Below are 16,566 nucleotides of genomic sequence, written 5' to 3' on the forward strand. Positions count from 1 at the left end.
CCGCCCCGTTTATGACATAGACCCGAAATCAGTTCGGTTCATGTTGCTGTCGCGTCGGGGCCTTCTGCCAAAGCAGAGATAATAACGCTGACAAGGGGCGCCTGACTGCCGTCCGGACACTTTATTTGAGGTCCGGGCTTCCTGTTCTGGAGGGACAAATGGGGGACATCCTACAGCTGGTCCTAAAGAGACTTGGCTTAGGTTTGGTCACGCTTCTCGTGGTTTCAATCCTGATATTCTTCGCGGTCGAGCTGCTACCTGGCGATATCGCACAGGCCGTTTTGGGTCAGGGGGCAACGCCCGAAACCGTTGCAGCGCTTCGCGATAAGCTTGGCCTCGATCAACCGGCCATCTTTCGCTATTTCCAATGGCTTGGCGGCGCTTTGACGGGCGACTTTGGTGTCTCGCTGGTATCCGGCGTCAGCGTTGGGGACGCAATCGGCGAAAGGTTTGTGAACACTCTTTTCCTGGCGACCTATGCAGCCGTTATCGCCGTGCCGATCTCCATAATTCTCGGAGTGATCGTTGCCTTGCTGCGCAATACCCTGTTCGACCGGGTTGCGAATGTCGCGACGCTGACCTCGATTTCTTCTCCAGAATTCTTCCTCGGATATATTCTGATCCTGTATCTGGCGGTAAAAACCCAGTATTTCCCTGCAATTGCAAGCATTAGCCCCGACATGACCTTCGGCGAATTGTTACATCGCACTTTCCTGCCGGCGTTGACGCTGGTGCTTGTGGTCACTGCACACATGATGCGGATGACCCGGGCGGCAATTATCAACCTGCTCGCCTCACCCTACATCGAGATGGCACGGTTAAAGGGTGTCCCGCCCTGGAAAATTATCGTGAAACATGCGTTGCCAAATGCTTGGGCACCGATCATCAACGTCGTGGCACTCAACCTTGCCTACCTCATAACCGGTGTTGTTCTGGTCGAGGTCGTTTTTGTCTATCCCGGGATCGGTCAGCTGCTGGTGGACGCGGTGGCCAAACGCGACTTCCCCATTGTTCAGGCATGTTGTCTGATTTTCGCTGCAACCTTCATCCTGCTCAACCTGGCAGCCGATGTGGGAGCAATCCTGACCAATCCGCGTTTGCGGCATCCGAAGTGAGGGCAGCGAAATGAGTACATTTGTTATTGCTTACTATGCGCTGCTGATCGGCGGGTCCTGCCTGGCGGCGTATTTCAAGAAACGCGAGCTGTTCCTGCTGATTTTCTCCCTGACCCTGGTATCTTTCGTGATGGGGATCATCGGTGGGGTCGGCGCTCTGCGGTTTGTCACCATAGCCGCCGGGATTTTGGCCTTGGCGGCCGGGACATCCTATGCCTTCCGGGAGTTTCTTATCATCATCGCACCCGAAGGTGTTGCCAAGGAGCTGAGAACGGCTCCGCTGACTGCTGCTTTCGGCATGTTCGTAATCTTCACCTATGCGATTGCAGGGATTTTCGCGCCAGTCATTGCGCCGTTCGGCGAGGCGGAAATCATTTCGTCGGCTTTCGCGCCTGCGGACGAAAACATGCTTTTGGGAGCCGACCAGTTGGGGCGTGATATGTTTAGCCGCATCATCTACGGTGCGCGAAACTCCGTCGGATTGGCGCTGGTTGCAACAACACTGGCGTTCGTCATGGGTGCCTTTGCCGGACTTATGGCCGCGACCAAAGGCGGCTGGTTCGATCAGTTCATGGGCCGCTTTGCCGATGTCATCATGTCGGTGCCGTCGCTGGTTTTCGCGCTCTTGATGCTGAGTATCTTTGGCACCAACCTGATTGTTATCGTCATTGTCGTTGCGGTCATCTATTCGCCGCGGGTTTTCCGGCTGACGCGGGCCGTTGCCGGGAACGTGGTGGTGATGGATTACATCGAGGCGGCAAAGCTCAGGGGAGAAGGTAACTGGTACTTGATCCGCAAGGAGATCCTGCCCAACTCGACGGCGCCGCTGATTGCCGAATTCGGCCTGGAATTCTGCTTCGTGTTCCTTCTGATCGCTGGTCTCTCTTTCCTCGGCCTGGGCATTCAACCACCAACCGCTGACTGGGGATCTATGGTGCGTGAGAACGCGACCCTGATTTCCTTCGGTGAACTGACTCCGCTAATTCCGGCGGCCGCGATTGCGCTGCTAACGGTTGCGGTCAACTTTGTCGTCGACTGGATGCTGTTCCGGTCCTCTGGTCTGAAGGAGGTTTGATCGTGGTTCCCAAGAAAGACGTACTTCTGGAAATCAAGGACCTTCGCATAGAAGGCTATTCCGACGAAAAATGGCTTGAGATTGTCCATGGGGTGGATCTGACCCTTCACAAGGGTGAAGTCCTTGGTCTCATCGGCGAATCTGGGGCTGGCAAGTCCACCATTGGCCTCGCCTCGATGGGCTTTGCCCGGGACGGCTGCCGGATCTCCGGCGGATCGATTGAATTCGACGGTATGGAGCTGACCACCACACCGGAATCTGCCCTGCGCGCCCTGCGCGGGTCACGGATTGCCTATGTGGCCCAGTCTGCGGCAGCGTCCTTCAACCCGTCTCATAAAATTATTGACCAGCACACGGAAGCGCCGATCCAGTACCGGATCCAGAAACGGGTTGAGGCGCAGGAAGATGCAATGCAGCTTTACGAGCGGCTGCGTCTGCCAAATCCCGACGAAATCGGGTTCCGGTATCCGCATCAGGTATCCGGTGGCCAATTGCAACGGGCCATGACGGCCATGGCCATGGCGTGCCGGCCGGACCTGATCATTTTTGACGAACCAACAACTGCGCTGGATGTGACCACGCAGATCGAGGTTCTGGCGGCGATCCGCGACATTGTTGATCAGTTCAACACCGCTGCGATCTACATCACCCACGATCTGGCCGTTGTGGCGCAAATGGCAGACACCATCAAGGTGCTCCTAAAGGGTGAGGAAGTCGAGGAAGCGCCCACCGCGCAAATGCTGGATTCGCCCAAGGAGGACTACACCAAGAGCCTTTGGGCCGTGCGCAGTTTCAAGCGACCCCAAAAACAGCGTCCAGCGGGTGCCGACGCCATCCCGGTCATATCGGTTCAGGGCATTGACGCAGCTTATGGAAAGACCAAGGTTCTGGACGACGTGTCGTTTGACATCTATCCCGGCATGACCGTCGCCGTTGTGGGTGAGTCTGGCTCGGGCAAATCAACGACGGCCCGCTGTATCACCGGCCTTTTGCCCCCGACCAAGGGACAAATTCTGTTCAATGGCGAAGCGTTGCCGCCGCGCTATCAGGACCGCTCGAAAGAACAGCTTCGCCAAGCCCAGATGATTTATCAGATGGCGGATACGGCCTTGAATCCGAAAATCCGAATTTGCGACATTATCGGGCGTCCTGCACAGTTCTACAGTGGTCTTCACGGCACAGCACTCAAAAGCCGCGTTGATGAACTTCTCGACCTGATCGAACTCGACCCGGCCAAATTCTACAATCGCTATCCGCCCGAATTGTCAGGCGGCCAGAAGCAGCGGGTGGGTATCGCCCGGGCTCTTGCGGCCGATCCCAAATTCATTATCTGCGATGAGGTGACCAGCGCGCTTGACCAGCTTGTTGCCGAAGGGATCCTTAAGCTGCTTGACCGGCTGCAGCAGGAATTCAACCTCGCTTACATGTTCATCACGCATGACCTGGCGACAGTCCGGTCGATTGCTGACGAGGTGGTGGTCATGCAGAGGGGCAAGGTAGTCGAACAGGGTCCGAAAGACGAAATGTTCACGCCACCGCACCATCCCTACACGGATCTGCTCTTGTCGTCGGTTCCGGAAATGGACCCGAATTGGCTGACCACTCTGCTAGACGAGCGCGGAACGGATGCTATCGGTGAAGCGGCCAATGTCTGACCGGCGTGAAAACCGGCAAGCTTAAACGGAAATACCCCGGAGCAGCTTTGCTCCGGGGTATCAAATAAATTATGGCGCAGGCTCGCAGTTTCCCGGTCAGCTGACCATCATGTAGCCGGACAGCACCATCGCACCGACGAGCAGCGCATAAACACCGACCACGGCCTGCCAAGAGCCGCTGTGTTGCCTGTATTCGCGAATGAGATCATCCCGGGTCATGCTCGTCTCCGATTCCACCCGTGTGCCTTAACTTGAACTTTCGGCACATTTAGTCGACAGAAGTTAAGAATTCAATGTCCCAATCCATGAATCTCACCCATATTTCTGCATAGCAGATGTGTCCGGAAATGCGTCCTGCGCAGAGCCATGCGGGTGTAAGTCCGCCCTATTGAGATCATCATGCGCAGAAATAGCACGGCAGGGCGCGGATTGTTGTTATATATGAAGTGCGTGGGTGATCGGCGGCGGCATTGCCGAACCAGCTCTGAGATTATCATCCAGTGCGCAATGATGCAGTTGCGCACTTACGGCCTATCAGTTCTGAGATTTGATGGAACCACTTTTGGCGCATTCCCCAACACCAGACAAGAAAACGATCTTTGAGACGTTGCGCAGGCGTATTTGTCTGCTGGACTATCAGCCCGGCGACAGTCTGAACGAACGCTTGTTGGCCGAGGAGTTCAGCGTTAGCAGGACACCTATGCGCGCCGTGTTGCAACGACTGGAATATGTCGGTCTCATTTCCAGTCAGCATGGCCGCGGAACGATCGTGACCTCGATTGACCTGAACGAAATGCGGGAGATCTACGCCCTCAGGATCAAACTTGCGGAAAGTATTGCGGATATGCCAACCCCGCAAATCGCGGTCGGATTGCACGAGGAGCTCAACAGTCTTGCCAGTGATACGGCCGCTCTTTTTGGGCGGCAGGACAAAAGAGCCTTTGGCGCGGTCAGCATCCGGCTACACGATGCCATTCAGCTTCTGACGATCAACGAAATCCTACGCGATTTCTCCGATACGCTCTTCTATCAGTCAGCACGTTACTGGTTTTTGTTGTTGTCGCGCCTGGATTGGGACACCGAGGTGCAGGATATGTTGGACGAAGTCCGGTTAATTGCCAGATGCCTGGAGGCAGGGGATATCCCGGCCGCAGTGACGACACGGAAAGTCCATCTTTCCCTTGTTATGGCCCGGATCACAAAAATTGAGGACTTTCCGGATCTTCACTTGGAAGACCTGCAAGGCCGCTAAACGGCAAATTTGGCTAGCTCACCAAAACCGAACTTTCCCAACGTCTCCAAGTCATGTTTCACAAACAGGTTACCTCGTCAGCCCGAGCTTTATTGGTATACCATATGAGTTTGATATCAGCAAAATCGAGCGAAAGTTGCTTCTAAGATAAAGATTCTCTTGTAAAGGTATACCAATTATGATCTCCTTTTAATGGAGAGGTCGAGTGATCTGATCTCCTGCGTCAGGCTGCATTGCGCGGTCAAAACCAAGGAAATCTGAATGCTGGAACACGCCAAACAGACAACCGCGAACCTTCAGCAGCGTATGCGCGATGACGGGATCGAACTTGCCGTCTTCACGGATGAGAGTTCGATTGCCTACCTTGCCGGGTTCTGGGGCTATCTCGGGATTGAATTCGGCCGTCCGACGTTGCTGGTCGTGCGTGCCAACGACGCGCCGACAGTGATCACACCGCTCATGGAGAGCGAAATGGTCTCTGCAATGACCTGGGTCGAAGATATTCAGGTCTGGGAGGACATCGGTCAGCGCACCTGGGGGCGGGCCTTGGCCGGAGCTATTGGCGCCGAACCAAATGAAATATGGATCGAACGGAACTCAATTCCGGCGGTTGTCCGCAATCATCTCGACGACACATATCCCGGCGTGCCGTTAAAGGATATTTCACCGGTTCTCGGCGCGCAGCGCACGATCAAGACACCGTTTGAGATCGGCATCATGAAGGAAGCCGGGCAGATCGCTGGTGCCATGATGGCGGCTGCGCATGACTCCCTTCGTGAAGGAGCGCGTGAATATGAATCGGCACTCGCCGTAATCGAGGCAGGGTCGCGCAAAGCCGCAGGGTTCCTGACCGACCGCGGCTGGGATCGGTTCGTGTCACCCATGATCCACAATCTGCAGATCCTGCAGAGTGGTACCGAAACGTCCATGGTGCACCGGCGTGCCAATGTTCGAGCCTACCAGAAATACGATCCTGTCTATTTCTGTTTCTGCAATATGGCGCAGTTCAAGCAGTACAAGCTCGGTTTTGATCGGATGTTCCATATCGGCGACATCACCGATCAGGCGCGCGATGTTCAAGAGGCGGCGATTGCGGCTCAACAGGCGGCGATCGCAGCCATTCGTCCGGGCGTTTTGGCCGAAGACGTGGCTGCAGCGGCCAACGAAGTTTACCGCGAGCGCGGATACCAGACAGGATACCGGACCGGGCGGTCCATTGGCGTAGCCTACCTGGAAGCGCCGGAACTGAAGGAGGGAGACAAAACCGTCCTGCAGCCCGGCATGACATTTGCTGTCGACGGGGGAATTTCGGTCGACGGCGTGACCGCGGGCCGCATCGGCGACTCGATTGTCGTTTCTGAGACAGGATCTGACTACATCACGGACTATCCCCGCCAAATCCTGTTGAGCCACCATTGAAATGCCATAGCTCCTTTAGGGCGGCGGTCAGGGAAGTGTTTCAATGTCCATTCGTCATCCGTTTCCGCAAGAAGAACTCGCCCGGCGTGTCGCCCGAGCCTGCGCGGCTTTGTCCGTCAACGGATTGGACGGCATACTCATTTCTGTGCCTGAAAGCATCTATTGGCTGACAGGTCTGGACCATTGGGGTTTTTTTGCCGCCCATGTGTTGGTGGTCAACCGCAACGGCGAGATGGCCTTGGTCTGCCGTGCAATGGAGCAGATCACAGTCGATAATCAGGTGCGCAACGCAGCCTTTTACGGTCACAAGGATCATGAGGAACTTTCGGATTATGTCCTAAAAGCCATGGCCGATCTCGGGTTGAAGGGCGGCAGGGTCGGGATTGAAAAGCGCAGCCTGTTTCTAACGCCACGCCACGCGGAGCGGATCCAGGAAGGTGATGCCGACTGGGTCGATGCGTCCGGCATCGTTGATAATCTGCGGCAGGTGCAATCGCCTTTGGAGATGGACTACACCCGCAAGGCCGCCCGTGCCGCTGATCTCGGGACTCTCGCCGCTATAGAGACCGTCCGGGACGGGGCCAGCGACTATGAAATCGCAGCGGCCTATCACAATCGGATGATCCTGGAGGGCAGTGAATATCCGGGTTTCGGTCCGTTCATCCGGCCGACCACCCGCCTGGGTGAAGAGCATACGACCTGGCGCGGCGACGTGTTTCACCGGGGTGATGCAGTGTTCTTGGAAACCTGCGCGGCCTATCGCAAGTATCAGGCCCCCATGGGACGGCTGGTTTATGTCGGCAGCGCACCAGCGGGTGCCGAGAAGTCTGCGGAGCTTGCCATTAAGGGCATGCAGGCCATCTGCGCAGCTTTGAAGCCCGGTGGTAAGGCAGGTGATGCGTATGCGGCATGGCGTGAAGTCGCCGCTTCTGCGGGCCTGCATGACTACGAACGGCACCATTGCGGCTATTTGGTCGGGATCGGCTTTCCGCCCAGCTGGACCGGCGGATCAATGGTCACATCCCTCTTCCCGGGGTCGGAGCGGATCCTGGAAGCCGGCATGGTGTTCCACGCGCACAGTTGGTTCACCAACACCGGTGTCGTGGACTACTTCATATCCAACACCGTTCTGCTCACCGAAAACGGTGCGGAGATCCTGACTAATAAGACACCGGAGACCCTGATGATCCGCTGACCCTTCGCCGAAACTCGGGCGAAAATGCCTGTGCCAGACAAGTGAGAAAGCAGAAATGAAACCGCTTCAAAAGCCGACGTTGACCGGGATATGTGATCAAATGGCCAGTCACGATTGGACAGAAGCCGAACTCGACGAACTGGTCGATCCGAAGCTCGGTATCATTACGGGGTTTCAGGAGGTGCTTGAGGATCTGGAGGTCCTGCGCCAGGTCGATCTGGGTGCGACCCCTCCGGCGCTCTCCGTGCAGAAGCGATAACGTGCATGTCCGACACCATCGCTTTCCAGGATATCCGGTCGCTCAAGGCCTTGATGGATGCCGGCGAGATCACGCCTGGCGAACTGGTTGCGATGTTTGCTGGCCGTATTTCGCGGTACAACGGTGTGTCCAGGGCCTTCATTACAGTGACGGAGGATGCGGCAGCTGCTGAGGCAGCTTCGCTCTCGCGCGAGGATCTTGCAAAATCGCCCATAGCAGGCATTCCCTACGCGTGTAAGGACCTGTTCGACGTCAAAGACGTGCTGACAACGGCAGGGTCTCGGGTTTTTCACGACCGGATCGCGGCGGAGGATGCCTATGCGGTGGCGTGCCTGCGCAATGCTGGGGCGTTGAACCTCGGCAAGACCAATCTTCACGAATTCGCTTATGGGGCGACCGGCGAAAACGAGGTCTATGGAACCTGTGTCAACGCATATGACACGACCCGGCTCGCAGGTGGATCCTCCAGCGGATCGGCTGCAGCCATTGCCTTCGGCCTCGTCCCGGCGGCCCTTGGCACCGATACGGGCGGTTCGGTGCGTGCGCCTGCGGTTCTCAACGGACTGGTGGGATTGAAGCCGACCATCGGCCGTGTCCCGACAAGTGGCATTGTCCCTTATTGCTGGACGTTGGACCATGTCGGCCTGATGACCCGCACGATTGCTGATTGCGCCGACATCCTCGGTCTTGTCGCTGGTCATGATCCGCAAGATCCCGCGTCGGTCAATCTCCCTGGGGAGAACTATCCGGAAGCGCTGGGGCAAGACATTTCGGGGCTTCGGATAGGTATTCCAGCCAATTTCTTCTTTGAGCGGAGCGATCCGGAAATTCTGGAGACCTTGGAGCGGGTCAAGGCGTTCCTGGTGGCGCAGGGAGCCGAACTGGTGCCCATCACCTTTCCGGATATGGAGCACACCCGCACAGTGTCGCTGACGGTACAGTTGCCGGAAGCCTTGAGCGCGCATTCCGCGCACCTTCAGGAGCGAGGCGAACTTTATGGCAAGGACTTCAGAGCCGGATTGGCGCTCGGACAGTGTTTGCTCGCTGAACACTATGTAAAAGCCAAGCGGTTTATCGAACGCTACCGCCAGCAGACCACGGCGCTGTTTGACGACGTCGACCTGATCCTGACACCGGCAACACCAGAAATCGCCCAGAAAATCGGCACGGTAATGGTCACCCGCGACGGCGTTGATGAGGCTATAGGCAATGCGATCACACGGTTCACAACGTTCTTCAACATGACCGGACATCCGGCCCTGACCATGCCTTGCGGCCTGCATTCTGAAGGATTGCCGATAGGCTTGCAGCTGGTCGGCCGGTACTTCGACGAAAAGAGCCTTTTCCGTGTCGCGCACGTGATTGAACAGCATGATGCCTTTTCGATCCCCTTGCCGAAGGTGGATAGCTGACATGCCAACAAAATTCATGCCGAGGATCTGGAAACTACAATGACGCGATTTTCTGCCTGGAGTGTGTTTTGGAACGGGGTCACTGGTCAAAAGGGCTGGGGGCGCCAGTGGCGCGACCCGGAACCGAAGCCGTATTACGACATCGTCATTGTCGGCGGCGGCTTGCATGGGCTGGCAACTGCCTACTACCTGGCCGCCAATCATGGCCTCAAAAACATTGCTGTCCTGGAAAAAGGCTGGCTTGGCGGCGGTAACGCAGGACGCAACACCACCATCGTACGCTCAAATTACGCCCGGCCCGGGAACCGCGAATTCTACGAGCATTCACTGAAGCTTTGGGAAAACCTCTCTCACGAGCTGAACTACAATGTGATGTTCAGTCAGCGTTCCCATATTGCGCTTCTGCACAGCCCCGGTGCCATCGATGCGGCTGCCCGAAACTACAATACGATGCGCCTGACCGGGACGCCGGATGCCGAGATCTGGGACCTTCCAACACTGAAGCGCGCCGTACCGCATTTGAATTACTCCAAGACCGCGCGTTTTCCGATCATGGGCGCTGCGGTGCAAAAGCGCGCGGGCACGGCACGCCACGATGCGGTTGCGTGGGGGTATGCCAGAGGTGCCGATGCGCGCGGCGTGGATATAATTCAACAGTGCGAAGTTCAGGGGATCACACGCGACGGCGACAGCGTCAGCACGCTTGAGACCTCACGCGGTTCGATCCGTGCAGGCAAGGTGGCCTTCGCGGTCGCCGGAAGCACCTCACGATTGTGGAGCATGGCGGGCTTGGGCAAGCTGCCGATCGAATCTCACAAGCTGCAGGCTTTTGTCTCCGAACCTTTAAAACCGTTGCTGGACCAGGTCGTGGTGTTCGGGATTGGTGGCGCCCATTTCTACATCTCGCAATCGGACAAGGGCGGCATGGTCTTTGGTGGCGATCTGGACTGGTACAAGTCGTACGCCCAGCGGGGCAACCTGCCGATTGTTCAGGACGTCTCGGAAGCCGCCATGTCGATTCTGCCCTGTCTGGGCCGTGTGAAACTGTTGCGGCACTGGTCTGGACTGGTCGACATGTCCATGGACGGTACACACTTCATCTGCAAGACGCCGCTCACCAATCTCTACCTGAACGCGGGCTGGAACTACGGCGGCTTCAAGGCAACCCCGGCGTCAGGGTGGTATTTTGCCGACCTGATCGCCAACGACCGCCCGCACGAGCAGATCAGAAACTTTGATCTGAAACGCTTTGAACGCGGCCTGCAGATCGATGAACGGGGCTCCGGTCCCGATCCGAAGCTGCACGGATAACGAGGCTCCCGATGATCAGAATCCCTTGTCCCTTTTGCGGCCGACGTGATCACAGTGAATTCACCTATGGCGGCGACGGTTCCATCGAGTATCCGGCGCTTGATGCGCCCAAGGAAGCCTGGCACGACGCTGTTTTCCTGCGGGACAATATCTGCGGTGTGCAGCTGGAAACCTGGCAGCATGTTCACGGTTGCCGGATGTGGCTCCTGATCGAGCGAGATACCTTGACCCACGAGATCCACAGTGTGCGTCCGGCGCATCCGGGCCTTGCCGCAATGTTTGAAACCGATCAGGAGGCTGGGGAATGACGGCGTATCGTCTGGCTAAAGGCGGCCGTATCGACCGGTCTGCGCCAGTGGACTTCACCTGGGACGGGAACACACTGTCCGGCTATGCCGGGGATACGCTCGCTTCCGCCTTGATGGCAAATGGCGAACGCGTTCTCGGTCGCAGTTTCAAGTATCACCGTCCGCGTGGGATCATGTCGGCGGGCGTTGAGGAATCCGGGGCTATCGTCACCGTGGGAGAAGGCGCTCTCCGGGAGCCGAACGTCCGAGCAACGGTGCAGGAGCTGTACGACGGATTGTGCGCCAGCGGCCAAAATGCCTGGCCGAATGTCCGTTTTGATCTTGGGGCAGTGAACGGATTGTTTTCCAGGTTCTTCGCCGCCGGGTTCTACTACAAAACTTTCATGGGCTTGCCTCCCTTTGAATGGGGACATGGAACAGGTCTCTGGATGCAGTATGAAAAGCTGATCCGCAAAGCTGCTGGCATGGGCGCCGCCTCCCGCGAACCGGATCCGGATTGTTATGATCATGTCCATGCATTTTGTGATGTTTTGGTCGTCGGATCGGGCCCGGCAGGCCTTCAGGCTGCATTAACTGCTGTACAAGCGGGGCGCGACGTTTTGCTGGTGGAGCAGGACTTCGAGCTTGGCGGTGACTACCTGAATGACCCCGGCGCCGAGAAGCACCGGTTGGAGCGTGTCAATGCAGTCAAGGGTGCCGGAGTTCGGGTGATGACCCGAACGACCGCTTTTGGTTTGTATGATGACGGCGTCGCAGGCCTTCTGGAGAAGGTGACAGATCATCTGGCCAACCCCGATCCTGAATTGCCGCGCCAACGGTTCTGGACTGTGCGGGCGGGGGCAACGATCCTGGCGACCGGAGCGCTGGAACGCTCCATCGCCTTTGAAAACAATGACCGCCCCGGTGTCATGACGGCAGCCGCTGCCAGGAGTTACTTGAACCGCTATGGCATCCTGCCTGGGCAGAAAATCGTCATTTCCACCACAAATGACAGTGTCTACGCGGCAGCCGCGGAGCTGGCCGCTGCAGGTGCGGAAGTGATCGTCGCCGACAACCGCGACGAAATTGATATAGACCTCCCGAATGGAGTCACGATCCGGAATGGCGTGGCTCCCATGAAAGTGTTGGGCCGCTCTGGCGTTGAAGGCGTGGACCTTGCCAAACATACGAATGGTTCCTGGGCGCCCGCGGGAGAAGAGGCCTGCGATCTGCTCCTTGTGTCCGGCGGTTGGTCCCCGGTTGTGAATCTCTCCTCCCATCGCGGGGCGAAGCCGATCTGGAATGCGGAGCAAGCCTGTTTTCTTCCTGGGATAACAAGTGAACCTATCTTCCATGCAGGGTCTTCGGCAGGCATCTGGGACCGAAAGGATTGCGAGGTGTCGGGTGAACGAGCCGCGCGCCAAGCCATCAACGAAAATGAAAAATCCTTACAGCCGGGTGGTTGGAAAACACCTATCCGGCCGCTGTACGAGGTCCGTCTTCCTAACCAGCAGACCAAGGCCTTTGTCGATTTCCAGCACGACGTCACCGGCGACGATGTCCGCTTGGCACAGCAGGAAGGGTTTGTCTCCGTCGAACACCTCAAGCGCTATACCACCCTCGGGATGGCAACCGACCAGGGCAAGATGGGCAACGTCCTCGGGTTGGCACTGATGGCCGATGCGTTGGGAAAGGACATTCCGGACGTCGGTACGACCCGCTTTCGCCCGCCCTATACCCCGGTCGCCATTGGCGCGCTGGCGGGCCGGAACGTGGCAGCACACTTCAAACCGCTGCGTCGGACCCCGCTCCATGACTGGAATTTGCGCCATGGAGCGACCATGACCGAGGCTGGGCTCTGGCACCGGCCCTGGTACTTTGCACGTGACGGAGAGGGCATTGAGGAGGCGTATGTCCGCGAGGCCGCCACTGTCCGCAAGACTGTCGGCATTTGTGATGTGAGTTCACTCGGCAAGATCGCGGTTCAAGGGCCGGATGCTGCCGAATTTCTGAACCGGGTGTACAGCAACGGCTTTGCCAAGCTGTCAGTGGGTAAAGCCCGCTACGGCATTATGCTGCGGGATGACGGGATGGTCATGGACGACGGCACAACGTGGCGGCTGGCGGACACCGAATTCCTGACGACGACCACGACAACCAACGCCGGCAAGGTGATGGTCTGGTTCGAAGAGCTGCTGCAAACCCGCTGGCCCGATCTGAAGGTGCATGTCAGCTCCGTCTCCGATCAATGGGCGGGTGTCTCTGTTTCCGGACCGAAATCCCGCGAGACGATTGCCGCCTGCCTGGAGCAAGGCGCGGACATTTCCAATGAAGCGCTGCCGTTCATGGGCGTTTCAAGGGTTATGCTGTCAGGTGGCGTTGAGGCCTTGATCGCACGGATAAGTTTTTCGGGGGAACTGGCCTACGAGCTTTATTTGCAAGCCGGTTACGGTGAAGCGATGATGGATCTTCTATGGCCAGCTGCGGAAGCCCGCAGCGGCTGCCTTTATGGCCTGGAGGCGCTGGGCACGTTGCGCATTGAAAAAGGCCACGTCACCGGTGCCGAACTGGATGGCCGCGTAACCATTGATGATGCCGGTCTCGGCAAGATGGCGTCCACAAAAAAGCCTTTCATCGGCAGTGCCTTGCGTCAAAGGCCGGAGTTGATGCGCGAAGATCGTCCGCAGCTGGTCGGGATTTTTCCAAAAGACCGCAGCCAGACGTTCAAGGGCGGAGCTGTCCTTTGTGATGCCGACGAAGTATCCGGCTTCGGCACGGGTTGGATTACGGGTGTAACCCATTCGCCTGCGCTGGGGCACTGGATCGGTATCGGCTACATCACGGGCGGGGCCGAAGCCTGGAAAGACAAGACAGTGGTCGCCGCCGATCCGGTTCGCACAGGAAACGTTGATGTAGAAATTGTGTCCCCGCACATGTTCGATCCCACTGGAGAAAGAATGCATGGCTGAGTGGAGATCCGCTTTGAAGGGCCAGCTGCCGCTTGGCAAGGTCGGAACAAGCGATGGGATTGGCGTAACCTTCTCCGAAGTGACAAGGTTTTCGCTGCTCCAGATTGCTGCCTGGCCTGAAACCTGGAAGCCAGCCGGGGCAAAGGCCGCTCGTTTGGCGGGCACCGAAACCGCGCCTGGCCCGGGAATGATGGCACAGGGGGCAAAGGGAACGCTCTTGCGGATCGAACCGCTAAAGTGGTGGCTGATCAGCAGGGATGACCGTCAAAACCGCATATCCCTGGCGATCGAAGATGGGGTGGTTCTCGACCTGTCATCGTCGAGAACTTGGATGAATTTAAACGGCCCCAACGCAACCCATTTGTTGAACAACTTCCTGCCGGTCAATTTGTCTGACACCGCATTTCCGACGGGATCCGTGGCGTCCAGCGCCTTTCACCATATTGGGATCACGCTTTGGCGTGATGAGCACGGGTTCAATCTGTTGCTGCCACGCAGCTTCGCGATTTCGCTCTGGGAACAGTTGACGGACAGCGCCGCCCAATATGGTTATGAAGTCATCTGATGCGGCAAAGCTGGAACGATCCGGTGCGGTCTTTTTCGATGGATGAGCGCGGCCTGCCTATGTTTGATCTACACCGGGTGATCGGATTCTATTTCTGAAAAACGCGTAACCCAGGCACTTGAGAATATCTTCATCATGCTCATCGTTTTGTTTCGCCGAGGCGAAAATCGTGGATGACGACCGTTGACAAGGGCTGGCGGTACCGGCGCTAACCGGACAAACCTGATGGATTCTCGGTCGAAGATAAGCTTTGACCGCTCCGGTATGCGGCAACTGTTTAATATATAATTTTGTTAAACAGCGATGTATTGAAAGCGAAACATTGCGTCCACAGTGCTGGTACAAGCAGACAGATGCGAAGAGAGGTAACACTAAACTTTTGGGGAAAGTGGTGCCGGCAGCAGGATTCGAACCCGCGACCCCGAGATTACAAATCACGTGCTCTACCAACTGAGCTATACCGGCGCTGGGGAGGGCTTCTACCAGAAACCGGTTGGATGTCTAGAGGGGGCGATCCATTTTTTGATTTTCACGGCAAATTTGTTTCTAAGTCGCCGATATTGCATGCTAAAAGCCGATCGCCTTGTGGAAAACATTTTGGATCTGCGTTGCTTCCTTTGCTGCCTCTGTTTTGGCTGCTGCCGCACAGATTGGTGCGGACACCGTGATCACTTATGATGCGGACACCGTGATCACCCTTGAAAATGTGGCATTGTCGTCTCTGGGGTCGGATGATTTTGCGTTTGTGTAATCGCAGGTAATTGCTGGGGCAGGCGGGTTCGTCTGCCCTTTTTCTTTTGGCCACACTGCCTCAGAGATTTGAGTAAGTGGACAAATCAGCACTGGTAATATGAGTTTAAAACTCATAATTATTGGCGGAAGAAATTCGAAGAAGGAATGCCGCCATGTATCTCGCGATGAACCGGTTTGCAGTGAAAAAGGGCCAGGAGGAGGCTTTTGAAGCTGTGTGGACAGGCCGGGAAACCCGTCTTCACGAGCTGGATGGTTTTAAGAGCTTTCATTTGCTGAAAGGCCCGGAAGGCGAGGACGGTCAAACCGTTTTATATGCGTCGCATACGATCTGGAACAGTAAAGACGACTTCCTCGCCTGGACCAAATCAGAACAATTCCGGGATGCGCACAAGAATGCCGGCAGCAATAGGGATCTTTATGCGGGCCCGCCGAAGTTTGAAGGTTTTGAGGCGGTGAGTGGGGCCTAAAGCCCCATCTTCTGCCGTGCCACATAAAGTGACAGTACGGCAGCGTTGGACACATTCAGCGAGCGGATTTCGCCGGGCATGTCGAGCCGGGCCAGGAGACCGCAGGCTTCGCGCACGCCTTGTCGCACACCTTTTCCTTCCGACCCGAGGACCAGAACGGTCTTGTCGGTGAAGTCGGTGTCTTCAAGGCTCGCGTGACCATCGCTGTCCAGCGCGATGCAGCCAAAGCCTTGCTCCTTCATTTCTGTTATGAAGCGGGCCATGTTTTTCACCCGCACATGCTTGATCATATCGAGTGCGCCCGAGGCGGATTTAGCAAGAACGGGGCCTTCTTCCGGGGCGTGGCGTTCTGTGGTCACGACGGCATCGGCGTCCAGGGCGACAGCAGAGCGCAGGATCGCACCGACATTGTGCGGATCGGTGACCTGATCCAGGGCCAGAATCAGCCGGGCGCCTTTTAAGTGTTCCGCGCCATAGGCGGGCAGTGGATCCGCTTCCAGGATCATGCCCTGGTGGACGGCGTCCTTGGTGACCATCCGGTCCAGTTCCTTGGGGCGCTTGTCCTCAACCGGAACATCTATAACAACGCCGCGCTCTTGCAGACGGTTCTTTGCATTCTCCGTTGCATAGAGTTTCAGGCGCTTGCGATCCTTGTTGGCGAAGGCTGCTTCCACCGTGTGCAGGCCATAAAGCAAGACGGGGCCTTCCGGAGGCAAACCGGGACGGCGTGGTCCCGGTTTGCCCTTGGTTTTAGAAAAGCGGCCTTGGGCGTTGCCGGAACCGTGGCGCTGAGTTTTCCATGCAGGTTTATTATCGTCGGTCATTTTGCATG

16 protein-coding genes and 1 tRNA gene are annotated in these 16,566 nt (G+C 57.0%); 14 read left to right on the top strand and 3 right to left on the bottom strand.

From position 1 onward, the window contains the following. The first annotated feature begins 158 nt into the window (after nucleotides 1-158). Genes SADFL11_RS02270 through SADFL11_RS02280 form a run of 3 tightly spaced genes read left to right on the top strand, consistent with a single transcriptional unit; the run spans nucleotide 159 to nucleotide 3,845 of the window. A complete protein-coding gene (locus tag SADFL11_RS02270) occupies nucleotides 159-1,115 on the top strand; it encodes an ABC transporter permease (RefSeq protein ID WP_008194311.1) in 957 nt (318 codons plus the stop codon). Nucleotides 1,116-1,125: 10 nt separating this feature from the next. After that, complete coding sequence (locus tag SADFL11_RS02275) at nucleotides 1,126-2,190, top strand: ABC transporter permease (protein WP_008192668.1); 1,065 nt, start codon at nucleotides 1,126-1,128, stop codon at nucleotides 2,188-2,190. 2 nt (nucleotides 2,191-2,192) lie between these two features. Further along, nucleotides 2,193-3,845, top strand: a complete 1,653-nt coding sequence (locus SADFL11_RS02280; protein ID WP_040450753.1) for an ABC transporter ATP-binding protein — start codon at nucleotides 2,193-2,195, stop codon at nucleotides 3,843-3,845. A gap of 96 nt (nucleotides 3,846-3,941) precedes the next feature. Here SADFL11_RS02280 and SADFL11_RS25685 read toward each other — a convergent pair whose 3' ends face one another. Then, entirely contained in the window at nucleotides 3,942-4,064 is a 123-nt protein-coding gene (locus SADFL11_RS25685) for a hypothetical protein (RefSeq protein WP_008193955.1), read from the bottom strand. 331 nt (nucleotides 4,065-4,395) lie between these two features. Here SADFL11_RS25685 and SADFL11_RS02285 point away from each other — a divergent pair, with 331 nt between their 5' ends. The 9 genes from SADFL11_RS02285 (at nucleotide 4,396) to SADFL11_RS02325 (ending at nucleotide 14,514) form a co-directional block, all read left to right on the top strand. Beyond that, nucleotides 4,396-5,097, top strand: a complete 702-nt coding sequence (locus SADFL11_RS02285) for a GntR family transcriptional regulator (protein ID WP_008191347.1) — start codon at nucleotides 4,396-4,398, stop codon at nucleotides 5,095-5,097. A 261-nt stretch (nucleotides 5,098-5,358) separates the two neighbouring features. Further along, on the top strand, nucleotides 5,359-6,516 hold the full coding sequence (locus SADFL11_RS02290) for a M24 family metallopeptidase (protein WP_008196929.1): 1,158 nt from the start codon (nucleotides 5,359-5,361) through the stop codon (nucleotides 6,514-6,516). A gap of 43 nt (nucleotides 6,517-6,559) precedes the next feature. Continuing rightward, entirely contained in the window at nucleotides 6,560-7,711 is a 1,152-nt protein-coding gene (locus tag SADFL11_RS02295; protein ID WP_008194304.1) for a M24 family metallopeptidase, read from the top strand. Between the two features lie 55 nt (nucleotides 7,712-7,766). Continuing rightward, complete coding sequence (locus SADFL11_RS02300) at nucleotides 7,767-7,970, top strand: hypothetical protein (RefSeq protein ID WP_008190971.1); 204 nt, start codon at nucleotides 7,767-7,769, stop codon at nucleotides 7,968-7,970. 5 nt (nucleotides 7,971-7,975) lie between these two features. Next, entirely contained in the window at nucleotides 7,976-9,382 is a 1,407-nt protein-coding gene (locus tag SADFL11_RS02305) for an Asp-tRNA(Asn)/Glu-tRNA(Gln) amidotransferase GatCAB subunit A (RefSeq protein ID WP_008195724.1), read from the top strand. Between the two features lie 39 nt (nucleotides 9,383-9,421). Continuing rightward, nucleotides 9,422-10,693, top strand: coding sequence for a sarcosine oxidase subunit beta family protein (locus SADFL11_RS02310; protein ID WP_008196600.1), 1,272 nt, complete (start codon nucleotides 9,422-9,424; stop codon nucleotides 10,691-10,693). Nucleotides 10,694-10,704: 11 nt separating this feature from the next. Continuing rightward, on the top strand, nucleotides 10,705-11,001 hold the full coding sequence (locus SADFL11_RS02315) for a sarcosine oxidase subunit delta (protein ID WP_008192720.1): 297 nt from the start codon (nucleotides 10,705-10,707) through the stop codon (nucleotides 10,999-11,001). Continuing rightward, nucleotides 10,998-13,949, top strand: coding sequence for a sarcosine oxidase subunit alpha family protein (locus SADFL11_RS02320; RefSeq protein WP_040450752.1), 2,952 nt, complete (start codon nucleotides 10,998-11,000; stop codon nucleotides 13,947-13,949). Before SADFL11_RS02315 ends, SADFL11_RS02320 begins: the two co-directional genes overlap by 4 nt. Beyond that, on the top strand, nucleotides 13,942-14,514 hold the full coding sequence (locus tag SADFL11_RS02325; RefSeq protein ID WP_134852874.1) for a sarcosine oxidase subunit gamma: 573 nt from the start codon (nucleotides 13,942-13,944) through the stop codon (nucleotides 14,512-14,514). The genes SADFL11_RS02320 and SADFL11_RS02325 overlap by 8 nt, the downstream gene beginning before the upstream one ends. A 389-nt stretch (nucleotides 14,515-14,903) precedes the next feature. Here the strand turns inward: SADFL11_RS02325 and SADFL11_RS02330 are convergent. After that, nucleotides 14,904-14,979: transfer RNA gene (locus SADFL11_RS02330), tRNA-Thr, on the bottom strand. Nucleotides 14,980-15,097: 118 nt separating this feature from the next. Between SADFL11_RS02330 and SADFL11_RS25170 the strand changes: the two genes are divergently transcribed. Next, nucleotides 15,098-15,265 carry a hypothetical protein gene (locus SADFL11_RS25170; RefSeq protein ID WP_008192938.1) on the top strand — a complete coding sequence of 56 codons (168 nt, stop codon included), beginning with the start codon at nucleotides 15,098-15,100 and terminating at the stop codon, nucleotides 15,263-15,265. Nucleotides 15,266-15,419: 154 nt separating this feature from the next. Beyond that, a complete protein-coding gene (locus tag SADFL11_RS02335) occupies nucleotides 15,420-15,734 on the top strand; it encodes a heme-degrading protein HmuQ (protein ID WP_040450751.1) in 315 nt (104 codons plus the stop codon). Here SADFL11_RS02335 and SADFL11_RS02340 read toward each other — a convergent pair. Next, a complete protein-coding gene (locus SADFL11_RS02340; protein WP_008196378.1) occupies nucleotides 15,731-16,558 on the bottom strand; it encodes a TrmH family RNA methyltransferase in 828 nt (275 codons plus the stop codon). The two genes, SADFL11_RS02335 and SADFL11_RS02340, sit on opposite strands and share 4 nt — an antisense overlap. Nucleotides 16,559-16,566 lie beyond the last annotated feature (8 nt).

This window comes from Roseibium alexandrii DFL-11, assembly GCF_000158095.2.
Classification (GTDB): Bacteria; Pseudomonadota; Alphaproteobacteria; order Rhizobiales; family Stappiaceae; genus Roseibium; species Roseibium alexandrii.

What these genes read in the sequence shown, in the direction of transcription:
- SADFL11_RS02310 (WP_008196600.1), top strand. Translation starts at nt 9,422, where the DNA reads ATGACGCGATTTTCTGCCTGGAGTGTGTTTTGGAACGGGGTCACTGGT.
- SADFL11_RS02315 (WP_008192720.1), top strand. Translation starts at nt 10,705, where the DNA reads ATGATCAGAATCCCTTGTCCCTTTTGCGGCCGACGTGATCACAGTGAA.
- SADFL11_RS02295 (WP_008194304.1), top strand. Translation starts at nt 6,560, where the DNA reads ATGTCCATTCGTCATCCGTTTCCGCAAGAAGAACTCGCCCGGCGTGTC.
- SADFL11_RS02285 (WP_008191347.1), top strand. Translation starts at nt 4,396, where the DNA reads ATGGAACCACTTTTGGCGCATTCCCCAACACCAGACAAGAAAACGATC.
- SADFL11_RS02320 (WP_040450752.1), top strand. Translation starts at nt 10,998, where the DNA reads ATGACGGCGTATCGTCTGGCTAAAGGCGGCCGTATCGACCGGTCTGCG.
- SADFL11_RS25685 (WP_008193955.1), bottom strand. Translation starts at nt 4,064, where the DNA reads ATGACCCGGGATGATCTCATTCGCGAATACAGGCAACACAGCGGCTCT.
- SADFL11_RS02290 (WP_008196929.1), top strand. Translation starts at nt 5,359, where the DNA reads ATGCTGGAACACGCCAAACAGACAACCGCGAACCTTCAGCAGCGTATG.
- SADFL11_RS02270 (WP_008194311.1), top strand. Translation starts at nt 159, where the DNA reads ATGGGGGACATCCTACAGCTGGTCCTAAAGAGACTTGGCTTAGGTTTG.
- SADFL11_RS02300 (WP_008190971.1), top strand. Translation starts at nt 7,767, where the DNA reads ATGAAACCGCTTCAAAAGCCGACGTTGACCGGGATATGTGATCAAATG.
- SADFL11_RS02275 (WP_008192668.1), top strand. Translation starts at nt 1,126, where the DNA reads ATGAGTACATTTGTTATTGCTTACTATGCGCTGCTGATCGGCGGGTCC.
- SADFL11_RS02305 (WP_008195724.1), top strand. Translation starts at nt 7,976, where the DNA reads ATGTCCGACACCATCGCTTTCCAGGATATCCGGTCGCTCAAGGCCTTG.
- SADFL11_RS02325 (WP_134852874.1), top strand. Translation starts at nt 13,942, where the DNA reads ATGGCTGAGTGGAGATCCGCTTTGAAGGGCCAGCTGCCGCTTGGCAAG.
- SADFL11_RS02340 (WP_008196378.1), bottom strand. Translation starts at nt 16,558, where the DNA reads ATGACCGACGATAATAAACCTGCATGGAAAACTCAGCGCCACGGTTCC.
- SADFL11_RS02335 (WP_040450751.1), top strand. Translation starts at nt 15,420, where the DNA reads ATGTATCTCGCGATGAACCGGTTTGCAGTGAAAAAGGGCCAGGAGGAG.